Genomic DNA, 23,342 nt, shown 5'->3' with positions numbered 1-23,342 from the left:
GGTCGAGGGGCGCAGCCCCGGCGGGGTCGAGGGGCGCAGCCCCGGCGGGGTCCAGGGGCGGAGCCCCTGGTGGGGTTTGGGGCGGAGCCCCTGGGATGGGACGGGTAGGGGCGGCGGGGGCGAGGAAACCCCGTTAGGAAGCCCGCCGCTCCGGGTCATGGTGGATCTCCACCCCACCCGTGTCACCGAACGTCAGCCGACACGTATCGGCCCGGTACGTAGCGACCGACACCGCCGCGGCGCGACCCTCGGCATAGAACCGTGTCGTGACGACAAGAACCGGGGCGCCAGGAAGCCGATCGAGTTCCTTGGCGTCGTCCGCACGCGCCGAGCCAAGCTCCACAGCCCGGTCCTGCGTCTCCAGGGACAGCCGCTGGAGCTCACGCAGCACCGCCCGCGCCCGCCCCGCCCCCGACGCCGCATCGATGGCGGACAGCGCAGGCACCGACGAGACAGGCACGTACAGCAACTCGGCGGCCACAGGCTGCCCATGCGTCACCCGGGAGCGACGTACGGTATGCACCTGCTCCTCATGTCCGATCTCCAGGATGTCGGCCACCGCCGCAGGCGGAACCACCACCGTGCAGTCCACGGCCCGCCAGGCATCCCCTGCCGCCCCCGGCCACGCATGCTGCTCGGAACCCACATCCACACCCATACGCGGCGGAGCCACGGTCGTGCCGACCCCGCGCCGCCGCTGAAGCCGACCTTCGAGTTCGAGCTGCTCCAGAGCCTGCCGAAGGGTGGCCCGGGCAACCCCGAACCGCGCGGCAAGATCACGCTCGTTCGGCAGAATCTCGCCCACCGAGAACTCGGAGTCCAGCGCCTCACTCAGTACGGTCCGCAAGTGCCAGTACTTGGGCTCCGGCACCGTATCCAACTGCGTGGTCCCCACCGTGTCCTCCGCAATCGCCGTGCCCCGGCGGCTTTCAACGCCCTTGTTTATTAAAGGTTCTTGCACTATCTCCTGCGACCATAAGACGGCCCCCACCCTTGGTCAAGACCAATCCTGGACACAGGAACCTCAGGCGTCGGCCAGCGACAGCAGCTTCTCCGGGTTGCGCATGATGTAGATGGACTGGATCCGGCCGTCGGCGACCTCCAACTGGAAGACGCTGTCGGGCTTGCCCGCGGACAGGGCGAGCAGCGCGGGTGCGCCGTTGACTTCGATGAAGCGGAACGTCGCGTCCTGGATGCCGCCGCCCTGCCGGGCAGCACCGATGACGAAGCGCCCCACCTTGTCGGCCGACTCGATCGCGCGCACCGGCGCCTTGGCCAGGCCACCGCTGTCGCCCACCAGGCGGACATCCGGGGCCAGCAGCGTCAGCAGCCCCTCCAGGTCGCCCTCGGTCGCCGCGGCGAGAAAGCGCTCGGTGAGTTCGCGTTGCAGCGCGGGGTCGACCTCGTAGCGGGTGCGCCTCTCGTCGACGTGCTTGCGGGCCCGTCCGGCCAGCTGGCGCACCGCGGGCTCGCTGCGGTCGAGGGTGGTGGCGATGTCGGCGTACGGGAATCCGAAGGCCTCGCGGAGGACGAACACCGCGCGTTCCAGGGGCGACAGGGACTCCAGGACGACGAGGACGGCGAGCGAGACCGAGTCGGCGAGCACGGCCCGCTCCGCCGCGTCCGGGACGGTGTCGGCGAAGTCGGTGACGTACGGCTCGGGCAGCCACGGTCCTACGTAGGCCTCGTTACGCGACTGGATCTGGCGCAGCCGGTCGATGGCGAGGCGGGTGGTAATGCGTACGAGATAGGCGCGTGGTTCGCGCACCTCGGCGTGGTCGGCGCCGGACCAACGCAGCCACGCCTCCTGGACGACGTCCTCCGCGTCGGCCACCCGGCCGAGCATGCGGTAGGCGACGCCCATCAGGACGGGACGGTGCTCTTCGAAGACCTCGGTCACAGTGTCGGTAGCCACGAACCCATCCCATCCGACGCTCCGGACCGTGTCCAGGCAATACCTGGGCCAACCCGGTGACGGGCGGGACGCGTTGAGGGGCGTACGGCCTGCGGGTTTGCACCAGCATCGCTTGGGGACTACCGGCCGGTAGCAGTTGCTGACAAACTGTCTAGGAGAGCAGGTCGTGTGCACCCGCTGCCCACGGCCGCCGCGCCCCCAGACGAGGAGCAGTGCCATGTCCGCCCCGGTCAGCCACCCCGTCCCCTCCACGTTCTCCGGCGGCCCGCAGTCCGTGACCTTCTCCGTCCCCTCTCCGCTCGGCCCGCTGCCCGTGACCCTCGCGTACACGCGCGTGGGCAGCGGCGAACCGCTTCTGCTGCTGCACGGGATCGGCCACCACCGGCAGGCCTGGGACCCGGTCATCGACATCCTGGCCGTCGAGCGCGATGTGATCGCGGTGGATCTGCCCGGCTTCGGCGAGTCCCCCGCGCTGGCCGACGGGCTCGCCCACGATCTGCCGACGATGAACGCCGCGCTCGGCGCGCTCTGCCAGGCGCTGGAGATCGAACGCCCGCATGTGGCGGGCAACTCGCTGGGCGGGTTGCTGGCCCTGGAACTGGGCCGCGCCCAGCTCGTACGGTCCGTGACGGCGCTGTCACCCGCGGGCTTCTGGTCGCCGGTCGAGCGGCGGTACGCCTTCGGTGTGCTGCAGGCGATGCGGCAGACGGCGATCCGTATGCCGTTGCCGGTGGTCGAGCGGCTGTCGCGGACCGCGGCCGGGCGCACCGTGCTGACCAGCACCATCTACGCGCGCCCCGGCCGGCGTTCACCCGAGGCGGTCGTCGCCGAGACGCTCGCGCTGGCTCAGGCCAAGGGATTCGTCGAGACGCTCCGGGCCGGCGTCTCCGTCCAGTTCACGGACGACGTCCCCGGGCTTCCCGTCACCGTGGCGTGGGGCACAAGGGACCGGCTTCTGGTGCGGCGGCAGGGGGTCCGCGCCAAGTACGTCATCCCGGACGCCCGGCTCGTACGACTGCCCGGCTGCGGCCACGTCCCGATGAACGACGACCCGGCCCTCGTCGCCCGCGTCATCCTCGACACCAGCCGCTGAGACGGCAGGCACTGGAACGGCAGGCACTGGAACGGCAGGCGCTGAGACGGCAGTGGCCGGCCTCCGCGCCCGAAGCCTCAACGCCCCTGATCCCAGGGCGACTCCGGCTCCCACCAGGGCACTGCCGGCTGCCTGGGCCGGCCCGTAGGAGCCCGTGCCGACGAGTGGGGCAGTGAAGGCGGCGGCGACGGGGATGAGGCCGGAGAAGAGGGTGGCGCGCTCCGCGCCGATCCGCTGCATGCCCATGTACCAGCAGACGAAGCCGATGACCGTGACGATCACCGCCTGCCACAGGAGCGCGGCGAGTTCGGTGCTGTCGGGCGTACGCAGCCACGCGCGGCCCTCGACGATCAGCCCGGCCAGCGCCGACTCGACCGCCGCGAGCCCGCACACGGTGGCGGCGAGCAGCCGAGGACCGAGCGGTCGCAGTACGGGCACGGCGAGGACCGCGAAACCGACCTCGCCGAGGAGCGCACACACGGAGAAGGCGATGCCCGCGCCGTCCGTGTGTCCCCAGCCCTGGACGGTGAAGGCGCCCACGGCGACGAGCAACGCGCCGTACAGGACGGTGCGTTGGGGCCGTCGGCCGTCCAGGAGGGGCATGAGTACGGCCACGAGCACCGGGGCGCAGCCCACGAAGACTCCCGGGACCGCCGGTTCCGCGGTGCGTTCGGCGGCGAGCACGGCGAGGTTGAAGCCGACCATGCCGATGGCCGCGACGAGCGCCAGCCTTATCCACTGGCGTGCGGTCAGCGCGCGCAGGGGCGCTGTGCCACCACTGCCGACCAGGGGCAGCAGCAGCAGACAGGCGAGGCCGTAGCGCAGGAACTGGCCGCCCGCGTACGGGTATTCGCCCAGGACGCTGTTGGCGGTGAAGGAGCCTCCGACGAGGATGCAGGCCAGGGCGGCGAGCAGGGAGCCGCGGGTGGTGGCGTTCATGGAGGCGACGCTATGGACCCCACCGGTCCGGTTTAAGGTCCACTTTCATGACGCCATCGGGGACCAATTCGGCTCGGCTTCCGGATACGCCCGGATCAGCTTCGGGTCCGTCCGGATCATCAGGTACGTCCGGATCGGCGGCCTGGGCCGCCGCCTGGGAGTTGCTGCTGCCGGCCGCCTCGGCGCCGGCTCGCGCGCGTGGGCGCTCCTTGCAGGCCGCGTTGCGGGAGGCCGTCCGCTCGGGGCGGCTCGCACCCGGCACCCGGCTGCCGTCCAGCCGTGAACTCGCCGCCGATCTGGGGGTGTCTCGGGGGTTGGTCACCGAGGCGTACGAGCAGTTGACCGCGGAAGGCTATCTGCGCAGCGACCGCGGAGCCGGTACGTGGGTGGGCGGCGCCGTCCGGGCCGCCCACCCACGCGCGCGGGATCTCGCGCCCCGCTCCCCCGGCGCACACGTCGACTTCCTGCCCGGCACCCCGGATCTGGCGCTCTTCCCGCGCGCTGCCTGGGCGGCCGCACAGCGCGGCGTACTGGCCGAACTGCCGCACCACGCGCTGGGTTACCCCGATCCGCGCGGGCTGCCCCGGCTGCGTACGGCCCTCGCGGAACTGCTGACCCGGCGGCGAGGCGTGGTCGCGGACCCGGAGCGGGTGCTGGTCGTCTCGGGCGTGGCGCAGGCGACGACGCTCCTCGGTTTCGTGCTGCACGCGCGCGGCGTGCGGGCCGTCGGCGTGGAGGACCCCGGCACGCCTGAGCACGGCGGGCTGTACGCGTCGGCCGGACTCCGCACCGTACCGCTGCCGCTGGACGACGAAGGGCTGGCCATGGGGCCGCTGCGGGAGTCGGGCGTACGAGTCGTCGCGACCACGCCCGCGCACCAGTTCCCGTCGGGGATCGCGTACTCCGCGCGGCGGCGGGCCGAACTCCTTGACTGGGCGCACTCCGTGGACGGGCTTGTCGTCGAGGACGACTACGACGGGGACTTTCGCTATGACCGGGCGCCGGTCGGGGCCCTTCAAGGGCTCGATCCGGAGCACGTCGCGTACGCGGGGTCCGTCAGCAAGTCGCTGGCGCCGGGGTTGCGGCTGGGGTGGCTGCTGGTGCCGTCGTCGCTGGCCGAGGAGGTCGTCGAGCGCAAGCGCACGATGGATCTCGGTAATCCGGTCGTCGACCAGGCGCTTCTCGCCCGCTTCATGGAGCGCGGCGACTACGACCGGCAGCTTCGGCGCTGCCAGCGCGCGTACAGGGAACGGCGCGATGCCCTTGTGGCTGCTCTGGAGCACCACTTCCCCGGCACGCAGGTGTCCGGGATCGCGGCCGGACTGCACGCGATCGCGACGCTGCCTCTCCGGTACGGGCCGCCGCCACGCTTCCTGGCACGCGTGGCCGCGGCGGGCGTCGCGGTGCGTCCTCTGACGGATTACGCGCAGACGCCGGTCGGGGAGGAGGAGGGGGCGGTGGTGCGGCTGGTGTTGGGGTACGCGCATGTGCCTCCGGCGCGCATCTGGGAGGGGGTGGGGTTGATGGCGACGGCGGTTGCGGGTTGACGAGCGTTTCTTCGCCCCCGCCGCCCCTACCCGTCCCGTCCTCGGGGCGCTGCCCCGAACCCCCACCAGGGGCTCCGCCCCTGGACCCCGCTGGGGCTGCGCCCCCGGGCCCCCCTTTCGGGGCTCCGCCCCGGACCCCGATTCGGGGGCCAGCCCCCGGACCCCCGGTCCTCAAACGCCGGACGGGCTGATTGATCGCGGCTCGGGCTGATTTGCCGACAGGCGGGCTGACTTCCGCCGGCCAGGTTGATGTTGGCGTCGCCTCGGCTGAACTTTGCAGCCGAGGCCAGCATCAATCAGCCCGTCCGGCGTTTGAGGACGAGGCCGCCAGGCCGATTGCGGGGTCTGGGGCGCAGCCCCCAGCTGGGTCCAGGGGCAGCGCCCCTTGGTATGGGACGGGTAAGGGCGGCGGGGGCGCCCCCCCCTGTTCCCAAGCCGCCGGGGGCAGTTGTTCACTTGTGGTTTCCATGCGCGCTGTGGTGCACCAGTAGTTGTGACCCTGCACAGTGGTCGACCGCCCCAGGAGGCACTCCATGTCAGACAGTCCGACGAGCCCGCTCGCCGCCCGCCGCAGCGTCCTGCGCGGCACCCTCGCCGCCTCCGCGGCGCTCGCCGTGCCCGCCACCCTCGGCTCGGCGCCGGCCTTCACGCTGTCGGGGCGCCCGAAGGCCGGCTGGGGCGTACAGAGCGGCGACGTGAGCGCGCAATCCGGCCTGGTGTGGGTGCGTTCGGACCGCCCGGCGCGGATGATCGTGGAGACGTCGGCGACCGAGTCGTTCCGTAAGGCTCACAGATGGCACGGCCCCCTCCTGGGCCCGGGCACGGACTTCACCGGCAGCACCCGCCTGCGCGGACTGCCCGCGGGCGAGCAGATCCACTACCGCGTCCTGCTCGCCGACCCGGACGACCCGCGCCGTACCGGCGAGCCGGTGACCGGCAGCTTCCGTACGGCGTCCTTGGGACGGCGCGACGATGTGCGCTTCGTGTGGTCCGGCGACCTGGCGGGCCAGGGCTGGGGCATCAACCCGGAGTTCGGCGGCTACACGATCTTCAAGGCGATGGGCGCGCTCGACCCGGACTTCTTCCTGTTCAGCGGCGACACGATATACGCCGACGGGCCGATAGCCGCGACAGTGCCCCTGCCCGACGGCAGCACCTGGCGGAACATCACCACCGAGGAAAAGTCCAAGGTCGCTGAGACCCTGGCCGAGTTCCGCGGCAACTTCCGCTACAACCTGCTGGATGAGCACCTGAAGAAGTTCAACGCGCAGGTGCCGTCGATCGTCCAGTGGGACGACCACGAGGTCACGAACAACTGGTTTCCGGGCGAGACGCTCACCGACGCGCGGTACACAGAGAAGAACGTCGACCTGCTGGCGTCCCGGGCCCGGCGGGCGTTCAGCGAGTACTTCCCGATGTCCACCCTGCGGCCGGGTGCCAAGGAGGGCCGGGTGCACCGGGTGGTGCGCCACGGTCCGCTGCTCGACGTGTTCGTACTGGACATGCGGACGTACCGCAACGCCAACTCCCCCGGTACGGAGACCACCGACCCGCAGGGCATCCTCGGCGCCGAGCAGTTGGAGTGGCTCAAGCGGGAGCTGTCGCGGTCGCGTGCGGTGTGGAAGGTGATCGCCTCCGACATGCCGCTCGGCCTGGTCGTGCCGGACACCGGTGACGGCAAGCCGAACATCGAGGCCGTGGCCCAGGGCGACCCGGGCGCGCCCCTCGGACGTGAGCTGCAGATCGCCGAGCTGCTGCGGTTCATCAAGCACCGGAAGATCACGGGCACGGTGTGGTTGACGGCGGACGTGCATTACACCTCGGCGCAGCACTACCAGCCGTCGCGGGCGGCGTTCACCGACTTCGAGCCGTTCTGGGAGTTCGTCTCCGGCCCGCTGAACGCGGGTGCCTTCCCGGCGAACGCGCTGGACAACACGTTCGGTCCGGAGCGGGTGTTTGTGAAGGCGCCCACGGTGGCGAATGTCTCCCCCGCCGGTGGTTACCAGTTCTTCGGCGAGGTCGACATCGACGGCGGCAGCGGGGAACTGACGGTTCGACTGCGTGAGCAGGACGGAACCGTGCTGTACACGAAGGTGCTGCAGCCGGGCCGGGTCGGTCAGTAAGCCAGCAAATATAGTTCTAAATAGGACAGAGAGTGTCTTAATCGCTCAGTCACAAAGCGTTCGTGATCACGCAACACCCTTCCTGCACAGTGGTTGCATGACTTCAGACATGACTGACGCAGCACGTACGAAACGTACGAAGAACAACCGTCCGCAACAGCACGGGAGCCGCGGACTCATGGCGCGGCTCCTCGGCTGGCGGGAGCGACGCACCCACGATCACTCCCCTCCGAAGCGTGATACCGGCGCCCGGCCGTCCGCCGAAGTGCGGGAGGCCGGGCCCCCCGAGGCGGCTCCGGCTCTGCCGGAGGCCGTCAGCGCCGAGGCCGTTCTCTGGCGGATGCGGACGACCGTGCGGGACGAGCCGGGCTCGCTGGCCGCGCTGTGCACCGCGCTCGCGGAACGGCGGGTCGACATCCTGAGCCTGCAGACGCATCCCCTGGCAGAGGGAACGGTCGACGAGTTCCTGCTGCGGGCCCCCGCGGAGGTGGACGCGAACGACGTCACCCGGGCGGTTACGCAGGCGGGCGGCGCCGGCACCTGGATCGAGCGGGCCGACGCGCACGACCTGGTGGACGCGCCCACACGCATCCTGGGCCTGGCGACGCGTACGGCACTGGACTCGGCCGAACTACCGCTTGCCTTGCGGCAGTTGCTGGGTCGGTGCAGCATCCGGTCGCTGCCCGCCGGGGCTGTGGACGTGGACGGCGCGGACGCGGAGGTGCCGGCTGAGGGGGCCCTGGCTCATGCCGATGGGGCGCCCGAGAACACCCTGATGCGGTTGCGCGCACCTGAAGGCGGAGTGATCACTGTGGAGCGGCCGTATCTGCCGTTCACTCCGACCGAGTTCGCACGGGCCCGCGCGCTGGTCGAGCTGGACGCCCAGCTCGGTCCGCGTCTGCCGCGCAGGCAGGACGTACTGACGCTGCCTCAGGGCAACGCCATCACCGTACGCCGTGCCGGCACCCATGACATCGATGCCGCGAAGGCCATGCACGAGCGGTGCTCACCGCGCACACTCAGCCTGCGCTACCACGGCCCGATCCGTGACGCCGACCGCTACCTCAACCACCTCCTCAGCCCCCGCTTCGGGCGAACCCTCGCCGTGGAGACCGCCTCGGGTCGCCTCGTCGGTCTCGGCCATCTCCTCTGGGACGGCGACGAAACGGAGGTCGCGCTGCTCGTCGAGGACGCGTGGCAGCGGCGCGGCATCGGCAGCGAGTTGCTCGGCCGGCTGGTGACGATGGCCGTCGAGGCCGGCTGCGACAGCGTGTACGCGGTCACGCAGTCGTCCAACACGGGCATGGTGGCCGCGATGCGAGGCCTCGGTCTCCCCCTCGACTACCAGATCGAGGAGGGCACGCTCGTCATCACGGCGCGGCTGGACGTGACTCCGGTGAGTTCACGACTGCCGTACGACCAGGAGCAGCCCGTAGCGGATTAGCGTTCAGCCGTCACTGAACGGCTCGGCCGGCCCGGCGTAACTCTCCGGGCCGGCCCACTCCCCCGTACCGCCCCCAGCGCCCGCTCCAAGTCCCGCCACAGGTCCTCCACGTCCTCCAAGCCCACCGACAGCCGCAGCAACCGGTCGCTCACCCCGGCCCCGCGGCGGTCCTCCGCGTCGACGATGCGATGGCTGATCGAGGCGGGGTGCTGGATGAGCGTGTCGACGCTGCCGAGACTGACCGCGGGGGTGATGAGGCGGACGCCCGCGATCACTTCGTGGGGATCGCCGGAGACCTCGAAGGCGATCATGGCGCCGCCGAGCCTGGGGTAGTGGACGCGGTTGACGCGCGGGTCGGTGGCGAGGCGGCGGGCCAGTTCCGCGGCGTTCGCGGAGGCCGCGCGGACGCGTACGGGCAGCGTGGACAGCCCGCGGAGCAGCAGGTAACCGGCGAGCGGATGCAGCACACCACCGGTGGCGAACCGGACCTGGCGCAGGCGGCGGGCGAACTCCTCGTCGCAGGCCACCACCCCGGCCATCACATCGCCGTGACCGCCCAGGTACTTGGTGGCGCTGTGCAGCACCAGCCGCGCCCCCTGCTCCACGGGCCGTTGGAGCACCGGCGTGGCGAAGGTGTTGTCCGCGAGCAACGGCACGGTCCCGCAGGCGTGCGCGATCGCCCGCAGGTCGAGTTCCGCGAGCGTCGGGTTGGCCGGTGACTCGACCATCACCAGGCCCGTGTCCGGCCGCAGCGCGTCCGCGATGCCCGCCGGGTCGACCCAGGTCACCTCGGTGCCGAGCAGCCCGGCCGTCAGCAGGTGATCGCTGCACCCATAGAGGGGCCGTACGGCCACGACATGCCGCAGGCCCATCGCGTTCCGTACGAGCAGTACGGCACTCAACGCGGCCATGCCGCTCGCGAACGCCACCGCGCTCTCGGTGCCCTCCAGCCGGGCCAGAGCCGTCTCGAACCGCGCGACGGTCGGATTGCCGAGCCGGCCGTAGACCGGCGGCCCCTCCAAGGTGGCGCCGTTGGCGGCGAAGTCGTCGATCCGGGCGGCCTCGCCGCGACTGTCGTACGACGGATAGGTCGTCGACAGGTCGATCGGCGGGGCGTGCAGCCCCTGCCGGGCAAGGTCGTCCCGCCCGGCGTGCACGGCCTCGGTGGCGAGGGCCCGCACCTCGTCCCGTACGTCTACGTCGTCCATCACGTCGTGCGCATCGTCAAAGGCGTCCATGACCAGCAGCCTGAACAGTGGCCGGGACAGGGACGCAAAATCCCGTGCTACGTTCGGGCAATGTCCGAATCTGTCGTACTGGATCCGGTGGACCTCCATCTTCTGCGGCTGCTGCAGAACGACGCACGGGCCACCTACCGCGACCTCGCCGCTCAGGTCGGCGTCGCGCCCTCGACCTGCCTGGACCGGGTGACGCGGCTGCGCCGCGCGGGCGTCATCCTCGGTCATCAGCTGCGGCTCGATCCGGCCAAGCTGGGGCGGGGGCTTGAAGCGCTGCTGTCCGTGCAGGTCAGGCCGCATCGGCGGGAGTTGGTGGGCCCGTTCGTGGAGCGGATCCGGGCGTTGCCGGAGTCCCGTACCGTCTTCCATCTCACCGGCCCCGACGACTATCTCGTCCATGTCGCGGTGGCGGACATGGCGGATCTGCAGCGCCTGGTCATCGACGAGTTCACCTCGCGGCGCGAAGTGGCCCGCGTCGAGACCCGGTTGATCTTCCAGCAGTGGGAGTGCGGGCCGCTGCTGCCGCCCGCCCCGCGCACGACCGGCGCGGAAACGGGCTGACCGCACGGCCGCCGCCCGTATATCGGCCAGACCTACCTGGCCTGCCCGTATATCGGGCTGACGCGCACGGCCTCCTCGTATGAGGATGTCCGCATGTCACAGACGAAGAGCCCGCTGCCCCGCGAGGTCGCCGACGCGTATGTCGACGACCTCATCGCCCTCGACCCGGTCACCGGTACGTATCTCGGCGTGAAGGAGAGTTCCAGCAGGTTGCCCGACCTTTCGCCCGCCGGTCAGGAGGCGGTCGCCGACCTTGCGCGGGCCACGCTCGCGAAGCTTGACGAGGCGGAGCGGCAGCCGGGTGCGGACAGTGACATCGAGCGCCGCTGCGGACGTCTGCTGCGCGAGCGGCTGACCGCCGAACTCGCCGTGCACGAGGCCGACGAGGGGCTGCGGTCCGTCGGCAACCTGGCCACGGTCGCGCACTCGGTGCGCGAGGTGTTCACTGTGACGCCGGCCGAGACGGACGAGGACTGGGCCGCGATATCCGAGCGGCTGCGCGCGGTGCCGACCGCGCTGGCCGGCTACCGCGAATCCCTCGCCCTCGGCCTGGAGCGCAAGCTGTACGCCGCACCCCGCCCCACCGCGACCTTCATAGGCCAGCTCAACGAGTGGTCGGACACGGACGGTTCGGGCCGCGGCTGGTTCGAGGACTTCGCGTCGGCGGGTCCAGACTCCCTGCGTACGGAACTGGACGAGGCCGCCCGCTCGGCGACCGCGGCCGTCGTCGAACTGCGCGACTGGATGCGCGAGGTGTACGCGCCCACGATCGAGGGGGCGCCGAACACCGTGGGCCGTGAGCGGTACGCGCGCTGGTCGCGCTACTTCAACGGTACGGATCTCGACCTCGACGAGGCGTACGCATACGGCTGGGCCGAGTACCACCGGCTGCTCGCCGAGATGAAGGAGGAGGCGGAGAAGATCCTCCCCGGCGCCGAGACGCCGTGGGTGGCGCTCGCGCACCTCGACGAGCACGGCCGGCACATCGAGGGCGTCGACGAGGTCCGCGACTGGCTGCAGGGTCTGATGGACCAGGCGATCGAGGCCCTCGACGGCACACACTTCGAACTCGCCGAGCGGGTACGGAAGGTGGAGTCCCGCATCGCCCCGCCGGGCAGTGCGGCAGCCCCGTACTACACGGCGCCGTCGGAGGACTTCTCCCGCCCCGGCTGCACCTGGCTGCCGACGATGGGGCAGACCCGCTTCCCGGTGTACGACCTGGTCTCCACCTGGTACCACGAGGGCGTCCCCGGCCATCACCTCCAGCTGGCGCAGTGGGCGCACGTGGCCGGGAACCTCTCCCGCTACCAGGCGACGATCGGCGGCGTCAGCGCCAACTGTGAGGGCTGGGCGCTGTACGCGGAGAGGCTCATGGACGAGCTGGGCTTCCTCACGGACGCCGAGCAGCGGCTCGGCTACCTTGACGCCCAGATGATGCGCGCGCTCCGCGTCATCGTCGACATCGGCATGCACGCGGAGCTGGCAATCCCGGCCGACTCCCCCTTCCACCCCGGCGAGCGCTGGACACCCGAACTGGCCGAGGAGTTCTACGGCGCGCACTGCAGCCGCCCCGCGGACTACGTGGCAAGCGAACTGACCCGCTACCTGACCATCCCCGGCCAGGCCATCGGCTACAAACTCGGCGAACGCGCCTGGCTGCTGGGCCGCGAGAACGCCCGCCGCCGCCACGGCGCGGCCTTCGACGCCAAGGCCTGGCACATGGCGGCGCTGTCGCAGGGGTCGCTGGGGCTGGACGATCTGGTGGACGAGTTGTCCCAGCTCTGATCATCGCTGGGGGGACTTCGCGAAGTCCGGTGCGGCTACCGCGCCCCTTTGGGGGCGCGGGGCTGAGCCAATGTGCCGCTCGGCCGCGTGAGGCGATCGGCCACGACGGACCCGCGCTCTCGAACCGCATTCCTGGCGGAACGCTCAGCGCCGGAACCCGCCCTCCGAGTTGATGACCTGTCCGGTGACCCACTCCGCCTCATCCGTGGCGAGCCATGCGATGAGGCGGGCGGGGTCGTCGGGCATGCCCCACCGGCCGGCCGGGAACATGGCGGCGATGGCCGCATAGGCGTCGCCGGTCATGTAATCCGTGTCCACAGGGCCTGGGTTGACGGTGTTCACCGTGACCGCGTACTCGGCGAGAGTGGTCGCCAGGGACCGGGTGATCGAAGCGAGGGCGCCCTTCTGAAGGGCGTACGCGATCTCGCCCGGCATGCCGCTCGCGATGTCCTGCCCGGAGGTCATCATCACGATCCGCCCGCCCGACGTCCGTGGCGGCAACGCGGCCCGCAGCCGGGCGTAGGCCTGGACGAGGAGGATCACCGAGCGGGTGTCGACGGCCCAGTGCGCGTCGAGCATCGCGGTGTCGATCTCATCGAGGGTCCCGTCGAAGCCGCTCAGCGCATGGTTGGCGACAAGGATGTCGATACGTCCACCAAGCGCGTCCGCGGCCCGCACGACCAGTTCGGCGGGCACGGCCGGATCGGACAAGTCCCCCGGACCGTCCACGACCTGCGCCTCCGGGTCCCCCAGCACCTCGCGCACACCCTCAGCCACCTCCTCGGGCCGATCGGCACCCCAGGGCATAGCGGCGTCATGCGGCACATGGTGGTGCAGATACAGACTCGCTCCATACGCGGCAAGCCGCCGAGCCACGGCATAACCGATGCCTCCCCGTCTGCTGGCACCGGTCACGAGGGCGGTACGTCCGCGCAGCGGCAAGGGTTCGCGACGCAGCGATTCGGCGGTGGGATGCGGAAGTTGGGGCATAGCGAACCATGATGGTGGGGCAAGCGCCTGGCCCGCACATGATTTTTCCGCGGCCAGCACCCCGACGAAACCGGCACCCTCCCGCCGGCGGGAGGGGACGTGGGCCGGTGCGTCCTATGCCCGTCGCTTAGCTTCGGTCTGGGCACACCAGAACCCTGTACCAGCAAGGGGCCGTATGCCCCGTTGGCGACGGGCTGACGCACCGGACCGCGGCCCCGCACCCACCAACCACCCAAGGGGCGCGGGGAACTGCGCGAGCAACCACGACGGCGCCGCACCCGCCCAACCGCCGGAGGCACCCCGCCCCCCTCGGACGGTCAGCTGGCGATCCGCCGAAGTTGGACCAGCCCCAGCCACGTCTCGGGCCCGGGCTCCGCATACGCCGCCCGGACCAAGTACCGCCCCGCGTCCAGCGCGACCCGCACATGCCCCGCCTTCTCGGCAGAGTTGCCGGCCCAAGCCGCGTCGAACAGGACCACCGCTCCCGGGACGTCCCAGTGCACCTCCCGCTGCCACACCGCCGCGTCAAGGGCCGCCGGAACACCGGCCAGCAACTGACCCTCCGACTCCGCGGCGCACCACCGTACGAAGGTCCCGTACTCGGGCAGATAGGCGGTCGAGGCGGGATCGTCGCCGAGAACGAGGGCCGTGGTGTTGCCGACCGGAAGCAGACCGATGTACCCGTCCACGTCACAGGCCCGGTCGTAGTCGGAAGCCAATTCGACGCCGTCCGCCCCCGTCCAGAACGGCAACACCACCTCCGGAATCGCAATGAGGGGCCCACCGCCCGACTCCACCCACTCGACCGCACCCTGCTCCGCGTGACTCACCATGCGGCAGAAGCTACACGCACCACGCGACACGTAAATGGGTGCGTCACGCACGCGCCACAAGGGCAACTTGGAGCACAAGCACTCAGCAACCGCAGTCCGCCGCATCGACCGGCGCCGTCAACCCGTCGGGCGTACGCCGCTCACGCCCCTCCCGGGTCTCGAACTCGAAGCCCTCGCGCACCCAGTACTCAAAGCCACCGAGCATCTCCTTGACCTGGAAGCCAAGTTGAGCGAGGGCGAGCGCGGCACGGGTCGCGCCGTTACAGCCGGGGCCCCAGCAGTAGGTGACGACCGGCGCGGACTTGTCGAGGAGTTGCTCGGCCTGGTCCGGGATGAGGGCGGTGGGCAGATGGATCGCACCGGGCACATGACCCTGGTCCCAGGACTCGGTGGAGCGGGAATCGAGGACGACGAAGCCGGGGTCGCCGTCGGCCGCGAGCGCGGCGGCGACGTCGGACACGTCAGCGTGGAAGGCAAGGCTCGCCCCGAAGTGAGCGGCGGCCGCGGTGGGAGACGCCGGGGGCACGCGCAGAACGGGGTTCACTGCGGCGATGGTTGTGCTGTTGCCGGTAGCGGACGCAGTCGAAGTCGCCGTTCCAGTCGGGGTCGCGGTCTTGGTCACGGTGTGGCCTTCCGTCGGGTTCCGTGCCCAAGAATCTATGGCCGGTAATCCGCCCGCCTGAAGAGGCGATCCACGGCCTCACCCATGGTCAGCCGGGAATTCCTCTGCTATTCCTCGACCATGACCGCGTATTCCCCGGACGCCACCGACTGGCGCATTCTCGAGGTCCTTCAACGCGAAGGCCGGGCGAGCTTCGCCGATCTGGCGCGCGCCGTCTCCATGTCCGCGAGCGCGGTCACCGAACGAGTGCGCAGGCTGGAGGAGGCCGGCGTCATCCAGGGGTACGCGGCGGTCGTGGACCCGGAGAGGCTGGGCCTGCCGATCATGGCATTCGTCCGGCTGCGCTACCCGACCGCGAACTACAAGCCGTTCCACGACCTCGTCGCCGCGACACCCGAGATCCTCGAAGCCCACCACGTAACGGGCGACGACTGCTTCGTCATCAAGGTCGCGGTGCGCTCCATGAGCCACCTGGAGGAGGTGTCGGGCAAAATCGCCACGCTCGGCTCGGTAACCACGAGCGTCGTCTACTCGTCACCACTGCCCCGACGCCCCATCGGTATCGGCCCCTGACCCCGACCCCCGCATCGCTCACCGCCCCCGCTGGCGCACAACCGACCCCGACCGCCCCTTCACCACCTCCAGTTGGGCATGAATGCGACGCCGCAGATCCGGTACGTGACTGACGATGCCGACACTACGATCCCGCTCCCTCAGCGAGTCGAGCACGTCGAGCACCTCGTCGAGCGTCTGGTCGTCGAGGCTGCCGAAGCCCTCGTCGATGAAGAGGGTGTCGAGGCGGACGCCGCCCGCCTCATCGGTGACGACGTCCGCGAGCCCCAGGGCCAGGGCGAGGGAGGCGAAGAAGGTCTCGCCGCCGGACAGCGTCGCCGTGTCGCGTTCGCGGCCGGTCCAGGCGTCGACGACGTGCAGTCCGAGGCCGCTGCGACCGCGCCCGGCACGATCGTCGGAGTGGACGAGGGTGTACCGGCCGGAGGACATGCGCTGCAGGCGTGCGGTCGCGGCGGCCGCGACCTGTTCCAGGCGGGCGGCGAGGACGTAGGACTCCAGGCGCATCTTGCGTTCGTTGTCCGCGGAGGTGCCCGCGGCGAGGGTGGCGAGGCGGGCCACACGGTCGTACTCCTCGCGCAGCGGGCCGAGTCGGCGCACGGACGCGGTGGCCCGGTGCGTGAGCCGGTCGAGTTCCGTGCAGCGCCGGTCGGCGGCGTCGCGGGCGGATGCGGCCTCGCGGGCCCGGCGGGCGGCGTCGGCGGCGGCCTGTTCCGCGGCGGCGAGGTCGGCGGGAGGCTGCTGTGCAGCTGCCGCGGTGTCGGCTTCGGCGAGAACGGCCCGTACGGCCGCCTCCTCCTGTTGCCAGGCGTCGAGCCGCCGTTGGAGTTCGCGGTGGGCCGCGTCGTCGAGGAGCGCGGCCGCCGCGGCCTGCGGCGTGTCGAACCCGGCGCGGAAGGCCGCGTCGGCGAGTCGCGCGTCGGCGTCCTTGAGCCGCTGCGCGGTGTCCGCCGCGAGGCGCGCGGCGTCCGCGGCCTCGGTGAGCTGCGCGGCCTGCCGCTCCAGTTGTGCGGCCCGCGCGGAGACACTGCCCGCAGCGCCCCGGGCCTGCGCCAACTCCTCCGCCAACCCAGCCCCCTCGCGGTCGAGCGTCTCCCGGCGCGCGGCACGCGAAGCGGCGCGCAGCGCGGCTTCCTGGTGAGCGGCGAGACGGCGTTCGTGCTCGCGCTCGGCCTGTCGCAGGGCCTCACCCGCCGCGTGCAGACCGGAGGCGGCGGCGCGCGCCTCGGCGTGTTGCCGCGCCAACTCCCCGGCCTGCTCGGCGAGTTGCTCGGTGGGCGTGTCGCCCGCCTCGGCGGTCGCAGCGGCCAGCGCCTCGCGTACGAGGCCGAGGCGCCGCTCGGCCTCGGCGCGCTGCTCGTCGGCTTCCTGGTAGGCGACGAGCGCGGACTCCTCCGCCTGTTGGTCCACGTGCCCGGCGATCTTCCGGGCGGGCGCCGGGTGTTCGGTGCCGCCGCAGACCGCGCAGGGTTCGCCGTCCACGAGGGCGGCGGCGAGCTCCGCGGCGATGCCCTTCAGGCGCTGTTCCTTGAGGTCGAGCCAGTGGGCGCGGGCGTCCGCGGCGCGCTCCCGTGCGGCGAGCACGCGCGCCTGGGCGTCGTCCGTGTCGCCGGCGAGCTGGTCGCGCAGCCGTGCCGCCTCGAGCCGTACCCGGGCGGGCTCGCGCTGGACGGCGAACTGCTCGGCGCGGTTGGCGGCCTCCTGCGCGGATTCGATACGGGCCTGGAGCCCGGCACGCGTCGTCTCCCAGGAGGCGAGCCAGCTCTCCGCGTCCTGGAGCACATCCTCGTCGGCGCGCTCTTGGCGGTCCAACCTCTCGCGTTCGGAGGCGAGTTCGGCCAGCCGGTGCTCGGCTCGGCGGGCCGACTCCAGGCCGCCCAGCTCCTCGGCGGCCTTGCGCGCGGCAGCCGCGAGACCACTGGCGCCGGCGTCGGCGAAGGTCTCCGGGAGCAGCGCACGCGCGCGTGCCTCGTCGGCAGCCGCCCGCCGGTGCTCGGCCTCCGCCGCGTCGCGCAGGGACAGCGCGGGCGCCACGGCCTCGGCCTTGCGAGCCCGCTCCATCCACGCCCGAGCCTCCCGGTGCGCCTCGGCGCGTTCCTCCAGGCGCGCGGCCCGCTCCCGCGCCTCGGCGAACCGCCGCTGCAACCGCGCCACTTCGCGTACGTCAGCGAGAACACGATCCGCCTCCGACTGCCCCGACTCGGCGGCCTTCTGCGCGCAGTGCGCCACGGTGAAGCGTTCGCGTGCCGTGCTGCGGGCGATCGCGGCCCAGGACAGTACGGACTCGGCCAGCCCCGGGTCTCCGGGTGCCGCATCGGGCAGCGGCAGCTCCACGATGTCCCCCGCGGCCTGCTGCATACGGTGCGCGTCAGCGAGCAACTCCGCGTCCCCTTCGCGAACTTGGGCCTCCGCGGCGCGTCGCAGCTCGGCCAGGCGCTGTTCGACGGCCGCGAACCGGCGGGTATCGAAGAGCCGGCCGAGGAGCCTGCCGCGGGCCTCGGCGTCGGCCCGTAGGAAGCGTGCGAAGTCGCCCTGGGGCAGCAGTACGACCTGACAGAACTGCTCGCGGCTCATGCCGAGCAGCTGCGTGATCTCCTCGCCGATCTCCTGATGGGAGCGGCTGAGATCCTTCCAGGAGCCCGCAGCCACGTCGTACTCACGCAGCCAGCTCTGGGCCTTGTCGACGGTCGTGCCCGGCCGGTTGCCCTTCTTGGGACGCTCCCAGGGCGGCTGCCGGGTGATCTCCAACCGCCGTCCGGCGACGGTGAGTTCGAGCCGGACCTCGGTACGGGTGCCGGGCGAGGCGTGGTCGCTGCGCAGCGCCATGCCCTGGCCGCTCTGCCGAGCGCCCGGCACCGACCCGTACAGGGCGTAGCAGACCGCGTCCAGCACCGAGGTCTTGCCCGCACCGGTCGGCCCGTGCAGCAGGAAGAGCCCGGCGGCCGACAACTCGTCGAAGTCGACCGACTGGGCCCCGCCGAAGGGCCCGAACGCGGTGATGTGCAGCCGGTGCAGCCTCATCGGGCCACCTCGTGGACGGCCTCGTCGGCGCGTACGGCGTCGAACGCGTCCCGGAGCACGGCCTGTTCGCGCGCGTCGGGCCCCGCTCCGCGCACATGGGCCACGAAGTCCTCCGCGATCTCCTGGTCACTGCGTCCCGCCAGCCGCCGGGCGTACGAGACGTCCGGATCGTCCGGGGCCCGCTCGGGATCGAAGACAAGGCTGAGCGTGTGCGGGAAGCGCTCGCAGAGCCGTGCCATCGGGTCGGCGGGCCGCACCGGATCGGTGAGGGTCGCCTCGACCCACGCCTCCTCGTGGCGCGCCAGCTCCGGGTCCGCCAGCAGGTCCTCCAACTGCCCCCGGATACGGGCGAGAGCGCGCGGTACGGGACAGTCGATCCGCTCGGCGTCCAGCGAACCGTCCGCCCCCAGGTCGACCAGCCACATGCTCTTACGGTGCTCGGCCTCCGAGAAGGAGTACGGCAACGGAGAGCCCGAGTAGCGCACGCGCTCGGTGATGGTCTGGCTGCCGTGCAGATGACCGAGCGCCGCGTAGTCGACCCCGTTGAAGACCCCGGCCGGTACGGCCGCGACCCCGCCCACCGTGATGTCCCGCTCGCTGTCGCTGGCCTCTCCCCCGGTGACGAAGGCATGCGCGAGGACGACGGAACGGGTGCCCCGCGCGCGCGTGGCGAGGTCGGCGCGGACCCGCTCCATAGCCGCCGCGAGCACTGCCTCATGACCAGGCTTCTCGACCCCGAACTCGTCCTTCACCAGGGCGGGTTCGAGATACGGCAGCCCGTAGAAGGCCACATCGCCGTGGTCGTCGGCCAGCACCACGGGCGTACCGCACGCCGAAGGCTCGGTCCGCAGATGGATGCCCGCCCGGTCGATCAGCCCGGCCCCAACCCCCAGCCGACGCGCCGAGTCATGGTTCCCGGAGATCATCACCGTCGGCACACCCAGGTCGGCCAGCCGGTGCAGGGCGTCGTCGAAGAGCTCGACGGCGGCCAGCGGCGGCACCGCCCGGTCATACACGTCCCCCGACACGACCACCGCGTCCACCCCGCGCTCGCGCACGGTCGTGACCAGGTGGCCGATGAACTCGGCCTGGGCGCCGAGCATGTTGACCCGGTGGAACGCCCGGCCGAGATGCCAGTCGGAAGTGTGCAGCAGCCTCATGATCCCCGAGACTAACGGCCGGGTCGGACATCACAGGCGGCTACTGCCGTATCGGCCTCGCGCCCAGCCTGTCCCGCCGTCGTGTAGACGGCCGCCCTCGTCCCGGCGCAACTCGCAGCCCTTCCCTCACGGTCACGTCCAACTGCGGTGCCGCAGAGGTGGACGTGACCGTCGATCAGGTCAGTTTTGAGCCAACTTCCTCGTTCGATTCACGCACTTCTCGCTCTGAGTTCTTCGCCCGATACCTGCTCGTGACCACGCCCACCTGATGCTCCTGGTGACCGTTCGGCTACTTTCGGCCAACCTTGCATGAAGCGCACCCTGCCGCACACCCGCCCCCCTAGATTGACTCCGCTCTTTGCTGAAAAGCGGAAATTCGGGGGAATCGAATATGGATCCGGTGACGGCCGCCGCGGCCGCAGGTGTCGCGCTCGTGGTCAAGGGAGCGCTCGAATCGGCAGGCCAGGAGGCCGGCCGCGTCGGCTGGAGCGGCGGTGCACGGCTCGTCGAGCGGATACGCGCGCGGTTTCGCGGCGACGCGGACGCGGAGCAGGCTCTGGACCGCGTGACCGGTGCCCCGGATGACGAAAGCGCCCATCAGACGCTGGAGCGGCTCCTCGCGGCGCACATGCTGTTGGACCCGGAGTTCGAGGCCGAAATCCGGCGACTGGTCGACGAGGCCGTCGCCGCACAGGGCAAGGACGGCGCACAGATCACGGCGGCGCTGATCAAGAACGCCCACGTGTTCAACGGCAAGGTCGAAGTGCAGGGGGACTGGAAGACGTCGTAGGGCCGCGTAGTCACCAGGGCCCAGTGGACGGCACCGGCCGGTCGGACATCGCCGCCGGAGCTTCCCCGGCCCGGAGTCGCAGCTGCCGCACGGAGCGCGGGTCTGTACTCGCCTCGGCGAGATCCGACCCGTACCGCATCCGTTCGCCCGGTTCACGGCCGGGCGAACGCACCGCCCGCCCGTCATAGAGCCAAGGCCGAAGACCAGGAGCGATGAGCGAGGACACCGCCTCTGAGAGCCCCCGTGCCGGGGCCGGGACCGCTGAGAAACGAACCGATTCACCCCGGGAGCCAAGGGAAGCAAAAGCCCCGAAGGACCCCAAGGATTCGAAGAGAGACTCCTCGGAGGCCGGGTCGCCGGACACCAAGGACGAGAAGGCAGCCACTCCCGAGCGTCGTCCGCTCGCTGAGGAGCAGGACGGACCGGTCAGTGAGTCGGACGCCCTCCGCTCCCTCACAGAGGGAGGCGGGCACGACGAGGCCGAGCGGTCCGAGGCTCTGCGGGCCGGAGCCATCGCCGACCTCATCGCCCAGCGGCTGAACGCGGACGCGTCAGGAACCCGCATCGGCACCCTGGCTCTCTTCAACGAGACCGTGAGCTTCGGCGGGGGATTCCACACCGGTGACGCGCACGCGACGCGAACCCGTCCGGCCGGGGCATCCGTCCTGGCTCTGGAGGCGGCCGAACTCGCCGAGCACACCGAGCTGTTCGTGCAGCCCGACGGGTACGACGAAGCCCTGGACGCCCTGCGCGAGCGACGTCTGCTGGTGCTGACCGGGCCGCCCGGCAGCGGCCGGGAGGCCACGGCCGTGAACCTGCTCGCAGAGTCGCTGGCCCTGGGCGGCAGCGAGGGTGGCTGCCACCGGCTGCTGATTCCCGCGGCCGTACTGCAACCGGGCTGGGAACCCCCGGCCAAGAACGCCGGCTACCTGGCGGTTCTGGAGGACGGTCCGGCCGGCGTACGGGACTTCGCGGGAGCGTTCGGCGTGCCGGGCGCGGTGGCGTCGGCGGGCCTCATGCCGTGGGGCGAGTCCGGTGGTGGATTGCACCGCCTGGCGGCCGTCGTCGCCGCCCTGCGTGCCGCGGACTGCCATCTGGTGCTCACCGGGGGGCATGACCTCGATGTACTCGCGGCCGGGCCGGGCGGCGAGCACGTCGCCCGGCACTCGCTCGCACCGGTCGACCCCCTGGCCATCGTCGAGCGGCGCGTCCTGGGACATGCCGGCAGTGCCGACGCGCACGCGGATCTCAAGGCTCTGCTGGGGAGCACAGGCGCGGTGGGCGCGCTGAGCGAACAGCCCGCGGCCCACAATGCCGTCCGGCTGGCCTCCGTGATCAGCGCCGGGGGCGACGTGGCAGCGACGGTGGCGGCGCTGCACGATCCGAGCGACCAGGTCCGCGCCTGGTTCAACCGACACCGCGGGCCCGAGGCGGTCGCCTTCGCCCTGGCCGCCGCCGTACTGGAGGAAAGCGGCTACCTCACGGTCGCGGACGCCGCGGTGAAGTTGCGCGCCGTTCTCGCCCCGCCCGACGAGGCACCGCCCGACCTGCGGTTCGGCGACCGTCTCGGGCACGAACAGCAGTGGATTCGGCTGGACTTCCCCGATGACGGGGCGTTCGGTGCCGGTCCGCCCCGGGTCCGCTTCCGTAACGCCCTGCTCGGCCAGGTCATCCTCGCCTACGCCTGGAACGCGCTCGACGGCCGCCGCGATGCCGTCCTCGACTGGCTGCGCCGGCTGCTGAACCACGCCGACCTGGAGGTGCGCGCCCGGGCGGCCGTCGCGGCCGGTGTCCTCGCCCTTGCCGATCCGCACTACGCCGTGCACCGGTACCTCACGGCCTGGGCAGGCAGCACGTCCTGGCCCCTGCGGCAGGCCGCGGCCACCGCACTGGGCGTGGCGGGCAGCCGTCCGGAGACCGCCGACGCGGTCTGGGAGCTGCTGCACCGCTGGGCCCGCGGTGATGCCTCGGCGTACCAGCGACGACTGGCCGGTACGGCGGCCAACGCGGTGGGCGGACTACTGGGCCGCACTTCCCCGGACCGGGCGGTGGCCGTGCTGCGCAGCGCGCTGGACCGCAAGGACGACTGGGGGACGCTGCCCTCGGTGGCCTGGGGCGGAGTTCACCTCATCCACCAGGGGCAGGCCGGGGTCCTCCTGGACGGCTACCTGGACTGGTCCGAGCCCCAGGATCTGTCCCCCATGGTCGTGAAGACCCTCTCCGCCTTCGTGTTCACCGTTTCCCGGCCATACGAGGAGCCCGTCGTCGGCGCGGACGACATCGGCCACGCGTACGTCCCCGGCGTGCCCGCGCTGCTGAGCGGCCTGCCGCGGCACGGCGACCGGCTCGCAGAGCTGTGGGCTCGGGCGCTGGCCCGGCGGCCGGTGCAGGACTCCGCGCTGGAGGCGCTGCGCGAGTGGATCGACGAGAACGGCGAGTACAAGGCGTACAACGGCAGGACTCCCGGGGCACTCGATGAGATCGCCAAGCTCCTCGTCGCCATCGCCCGCAGGCCCGGACGGCACCGCGACCGGTTGCTGTGGTGGCTGGCGAAGTGGGCTGCCGACCGTGACCGCCCGTCCGCCAACGCGGAACGGCTGCGGCGGGCGGTGGAGCGTGCGTCGTGACCGGTTCGGGCGTGACGCCACCGGGACTTCGCGATCCGGCGCAGCAACAGACAGCAGATGAACGAGTGCAGGAAGAGGGAGGGG

Annotated in this window: 17 protein-coding genes and 1 pseudogene; 9 read left to right on the top strand and 9 right to left on the bottom strand. The window is 71.6% G+C overall.

Features of this window, described 5'->3' with window-relative positions:
* Positions 1-133: 133 nt before the first annotated feature.
* Together ACQEVY_RS39975 and ACQEVY_RS39970 are read right to left on the bottom strand one after the other, a co-directional pair.
* Entirely contained in the window at positions 134-895 is a 762-nt protein-coding gene (locus ACQEVY_RS39975; RefSeq protein ID WP_432954738.1) for a GntR family transcriptional regulator, read from the bottom strand.
* Between the two features lie 129 nt (positions 896-1,024).
* Positions 1,025-1,915: an RNA polymerase sigma-70 factor gene (locus ACQEVY_RS39970; protein WP_432954736.1), complete on the bottom strand. Its 891-nt coding sequence runs from the start codon at positions 1,913-1,915 to the stop codon at positions 1,025-1,027.
* A gap of 217 nt (positions 1,916-2,132) precedes the next feature.
* Here ACQEVY_RS39970 and ACQEVY_RS39965 point away from each other — a divergent pair, with 217 nt between their 5' ends.
* Positions 2,133-3,008: an alpha/beta fold hydrolase gene (locus tag ACQEVY_RS39965; protein ID WP_432954735.1), complete on the top strand. Its 876-nt coding sequence runs from the start codon at positions 2,133-2,135 to the stop codon at positions 3,006-3,008.
* A 153-nt stretch (positions 3,009-3,161) separates the two neighbouring features.
* Here ACQEVY_RS39965 and ACQEVY_RS39960 read toward each other — a convergent pair.
* Positions 3,162-3,947 (bottom strand): annotated as a pseudogene (locus ACQEVY_RS39960) (DMT family transporter); the annotation flags it as partial.
* Positions 3,948-3,994: 47 nt separating this feature from the next.
* Between ACQEVY_RS39960 and ACQEVY_RS39955 the strand changes: the two are divergent.
* The 3 genes from ACQEVY_RS39955 to ACQEVY_RS39945 all read left to right on the top strand — a co-directional run bounded on the left by ACQEVY_RS39955 (position 3,995) and on the right by ACQEVY_RS39945 (position 9,061).
* The gene (locus ACQEVY_RS39955; protein WP_432954733.1) at positions 3,995-5,494 is read left to right on the top strand and encodes a PLP-dependent aminotransferase family protein; all 1,500 of its coding nucleotides are present in this window, start codon (positions 3,995-3,997) and stop codon (positions 5,492-5,494) included.
* A 533-nt stretch (positions 5,495-6,027) separates the two neighbouring features.
* Positions 6,028-7,617, top strand: coding sequence for an alkaline phosphatase D family protein (locus ACQEVY_RS39950; protein ID WP_432954731.1), 1,590 nt, complete (start codon positions 6,028-6,030; stop codon positions 7,615-7,617).
* A gap of 97 nt (positions 7,618-7,714) precedes the next feature.
* Complete coding sequence (locus tag ACQEVY_RS39945; RefSeq protein WP_432954730.1) at positions 7,715-9,061, top strand: GNAT family N-acetyltransferase; 1,347 nt, start codon at positions 7,715-7,717, stop codon at positions 9,059-9,061.
* On the opposite strand, the gene ACQEVY_RS39940 is transcribed toward ACQEVY_RS39945, so the two are convergent.
* Positions 9,058-10,299, bottom strand: a complete 1,242-nt coding sequence (locus ACQEVY_RS39940; protein ID WP_432954728.1) for a trans-sulfuration enzyme family protein — start codon at positions 10,297-10,299, stop codon at positions 9,058-9,060. The two genes, ACQEVY_RS39945 and ACQEVY_RS39940, sit on opposite strands and share 4 nt — an antisense overlap.
* A 60-nt stretch (positions 10,300-10,359) precedes the next feature.
* Between ACQEVY_RS39940 and ACQEVY_RS39935 the strand changes: the two genes are divergently transcribed.
* Entirely contained in the window at positions 10,360-10,860 is a 501-nt protein-coding gene (locus ACQEVY_RS39935) for an Lrp/AsnC family transcriptional regulator (RefSeq protein ID WP_432954726.1), read from the top strand.
* A 93-nt stretch (positions 10,861-10,953) separates the two neighbouring features.
* The gene (locus tag ACQEVY_RS39930) at positions 10,954-12,645 is read left to right on the top strand and encodes a DUF885 domain-containing protein (RefSeq protein ID WP_432954724.1); all 1,692 of its coding nucleotides are present in this window, start codon (positions 10,954-10,956) and stop codon (positions 12,643-12,645) included.
* 144 nt (positions 12,646-12,789) lie between these two features.
* On the opposite strand, the gene ACQEVY_RS39925 is transcribed toward ACQEVY_RS39930, so the two are convergent.
* The 3 genes from ACQEVY_RS39925 to ACQEVY_RS39915 all read right to left on the bottom strand — a co-directional run bounded on the left by ACQEVY_RS39925 (position 12,790) and on the right by ACQEVY_RS39915 (position 15,021).
* Positions 12,790-13,635: an SDR family oxidoreductase gene (locus ACQEVY_RS39925; protein ID WP_432954723.1), complete on the bottom strand. Its 846-nt coding sequence runs from the start codon at positions 13,633-13,635 to the stop codon at positions 12,790-12,792.
* A 317-nt stretch (positions 13,636-13,952) separates the two neighbouring features.
* On the bottom strand, positions 13,953-14,468 hold the full coding sequence (locus ACQEVY_RS39920) for an immunity 21 family protein (protein ID WP_432954721.1): 516 nt from the start codon (positions 14,466-14,468) through the stop codon (positions 13,953-13,955).
* Positions 14,469-14,550: 82 nt separating this feature from the next.
* Positions 14,551-15,021, bottom strand: a complete 471-nt coding sequence (locus ACQEVY_RS39915) for a rhodanese-like domain-containing protein (RefSeq protein WP_432955643.1) — start codon at positions 15,019-15,021, stop codon at positions 14,551-14,553.
* Positions 15,022-15,210: 189 nt separating this feature from the next.
* Here ACQEVY_RS39915 and ACQEVY_RS39910 point away from each other — a divergent pair, with 189 nt between their 5' ends.
* Positions 15,211-15,663: an Lrp/AsnC family transcriptional regulator gene (locus ACQEVY_RS39910; RefSeq protein ID WP_432954719.1), complete on the top strand. Its 453-nt coding sequence runs from the start codon at positions 15,211-15,213 to the stop codon at positions 15,661-15,663.
* Positions 15,664-15,681: 18 nt separating this feature from the next.
* On the opposite strand, the gene ACQEVY_RS39905 is transcribed toward ACQEVY_RS39910, so the two are convergent.
* Both ACQEVY_RS39905 and ACQEVY_RS39900 read right to left on the bottom strand, forming a co-directional pair.
* Entirely contained in the window at positions 15,682-18,681 is a 3,000-nt protein-coding gene (locus tag ACQEVY_RS39905; protein ID WP_432954717.1) for an AAA family ATPase, read from the bottom strand.
* Positions 18,678-19,841 carry an exonuclease SbcCD subunit D gene (locus ACQEVY_RS39900; protein ID WP_432954715.1) on the bottom strand — a complete coding sequence of 388 codons (1,164 nt, stop codon included), beginning with the start codon at positions 19,839-19,841 and terminating at the stop codon, positions 18,678-18,680. Before ACQEVY_RS39900 ends, ACQEVY_RS39905 begins: the two co-directional genes overlap by 4 nt.
* A 391-nt stretch (positions 19,842-20,232) precedes the next feature.
* Between ACQEVY_RS39900 and ACQEVY_RS39895 the strand changes: the two genes are divergently transcribed.
* Together ACQEVY_RS39895 and ACQEVY_RS39890 are read left to right on the top strand one after the other, a co-directional pair.
* Positions 20,233-20,631 carry a hypothetical protein gene (locus ACQEVY_RS39895; protein ID WP_432954713.1) on the top strand — a complete coding sequence of 133 codons (399 nt, stop codon included), beginning with the start codon at positions 20,233-20,235 and terminating at the stop codon, positions 20,629-20,631.
* A 212-nt stretch (positions 20,632-20,843) separates the two neighbouring features.
* Positions 20,844-23,258, top strand: coding sequence for a hypothetical protein (locus tag ACQEVY_RS39890; protein ID WP_432954711.1), 2,415 nt, complete (start codon positions 20,844-20,846; stop codon positions 23,256-23,258).
* The last annotated feature ends 84 nt before the right edge of the window (positions 23,259-23,342 follow it).

Origin of the sequence: Streptomyces sp. CA-288835 (genome assembly GCF_050936385.1) — a bacterium.
Classification (GTDB): domain Bacteria; phylum Actinomycetota; class Actinomycetes; order Streptomycetales; family Streptomycetaceae; genus Streptomyces.
This window is presented reverse-complemented; position numbering and strand designations above follow the sequence as displayed.

Bases quoted from the DNA above. Each gene is read 5' to 3' on its own strand.
- ACQEVY_RS39965 (WP_432954735.1), top strand. From the start codon at position 2,133: ATGTCCGCCCCGGTCAGCCACCCCGTCCCCTCCACGTTCTCCGGCGGC.
- ACQEVY_RS39955 (WP_432954733.1), top strand. From the start codon at position 3,995: ATGACGCCATCGGGGACCAATTCGGCTCGGCTTCCGGATACGCCCGGA.
- ACQEVY_RS39950 (WP_432954731.1), top strand. From the start codon at position 6,028: ATGTCAGACAGTCCGACGAGCCCGCTCGCCGCCCGCCGCAGCGTCCTG.
- ACQEVY_RS39945 (WP_432954730.1), top strand. From the start codon at position 7,715: ATGACTTCAGACATGACTGACGCAGCACGTACGAAACGTACGAAGAAC.
- ACQEVY_RS39940 (WP_432954728.1), bottom strand. From the start codon at position 10,299: ATGGACGCCTTTGACGATGCGCACGACGTGATGGACGACGTAGACGTA.
- ACQEVY_RS39935 (WP_432954726.1), top strand. From the start codon at position 10,360: ATGTCCGAATCTGTCGTACTGGATCCGGTGGACCTCCATCTTCTGCGG.
- ACQEVY_RS39930 (WP_432954724.1), top strand. From the start codon at position 10,954: ATGTCACAGACGAAGAGCCCGCTGCCCCGCGAGGTCGCCGACGCGTAT.
- ACQEVY_RS39925 (WP_432954723.1), bottom strand. From the start codon at position 13,635: ATGCCCCAACTTCCGCATCCCACCGCCGAATCGCTGCGTCGCGAACCC.
- ACQEVY_RS39920 (WP_432954721.1), bottom strand. From the start codon at position 14,468: ATGGTGAGTCACGCGGAGCAGGGTGCGGTCGAGTGGGTGGAGTCGGGC.
- ACQEVY_RS39910 (WP_432954719.1), top strand. From the start codon at position 15,211: ATGACCGCGTATTCCCCGGACGCCACCGACTGGCGCATTCTCGAGGTC.
- ACQEVY_RS39905 (WP_432954717.1), bottom strand. From the start codon at position 18,681: ATGAGGCTGCACCGGCTGCACATCACCGCGTTCGGGCCCTTCGGCGGG.
- ACQEVY_RS39900 (WP_432954715.1), bottom strand. From the start codon at position 19,841: ATGAGGCTGCTGCACACTTCCGACTGGCATCTCGGCCGGGCGTTCCAC.
- ACQEVY_RS39895 (WP_432954713.1), top strand. From the start codon at position 20,233: ATGGATCCGGTGACGGCCGCCGCGGCCGCAGGTGTCGCGCTCGTGGTC.
- ACQEVY_RS39890 (WP_432954711.1), top strand. From the start codon at position 20,844: ATGAGCGAGGACACCGCCTCTGAGAGCCCCCGTGCCGGGGCCGGGACC.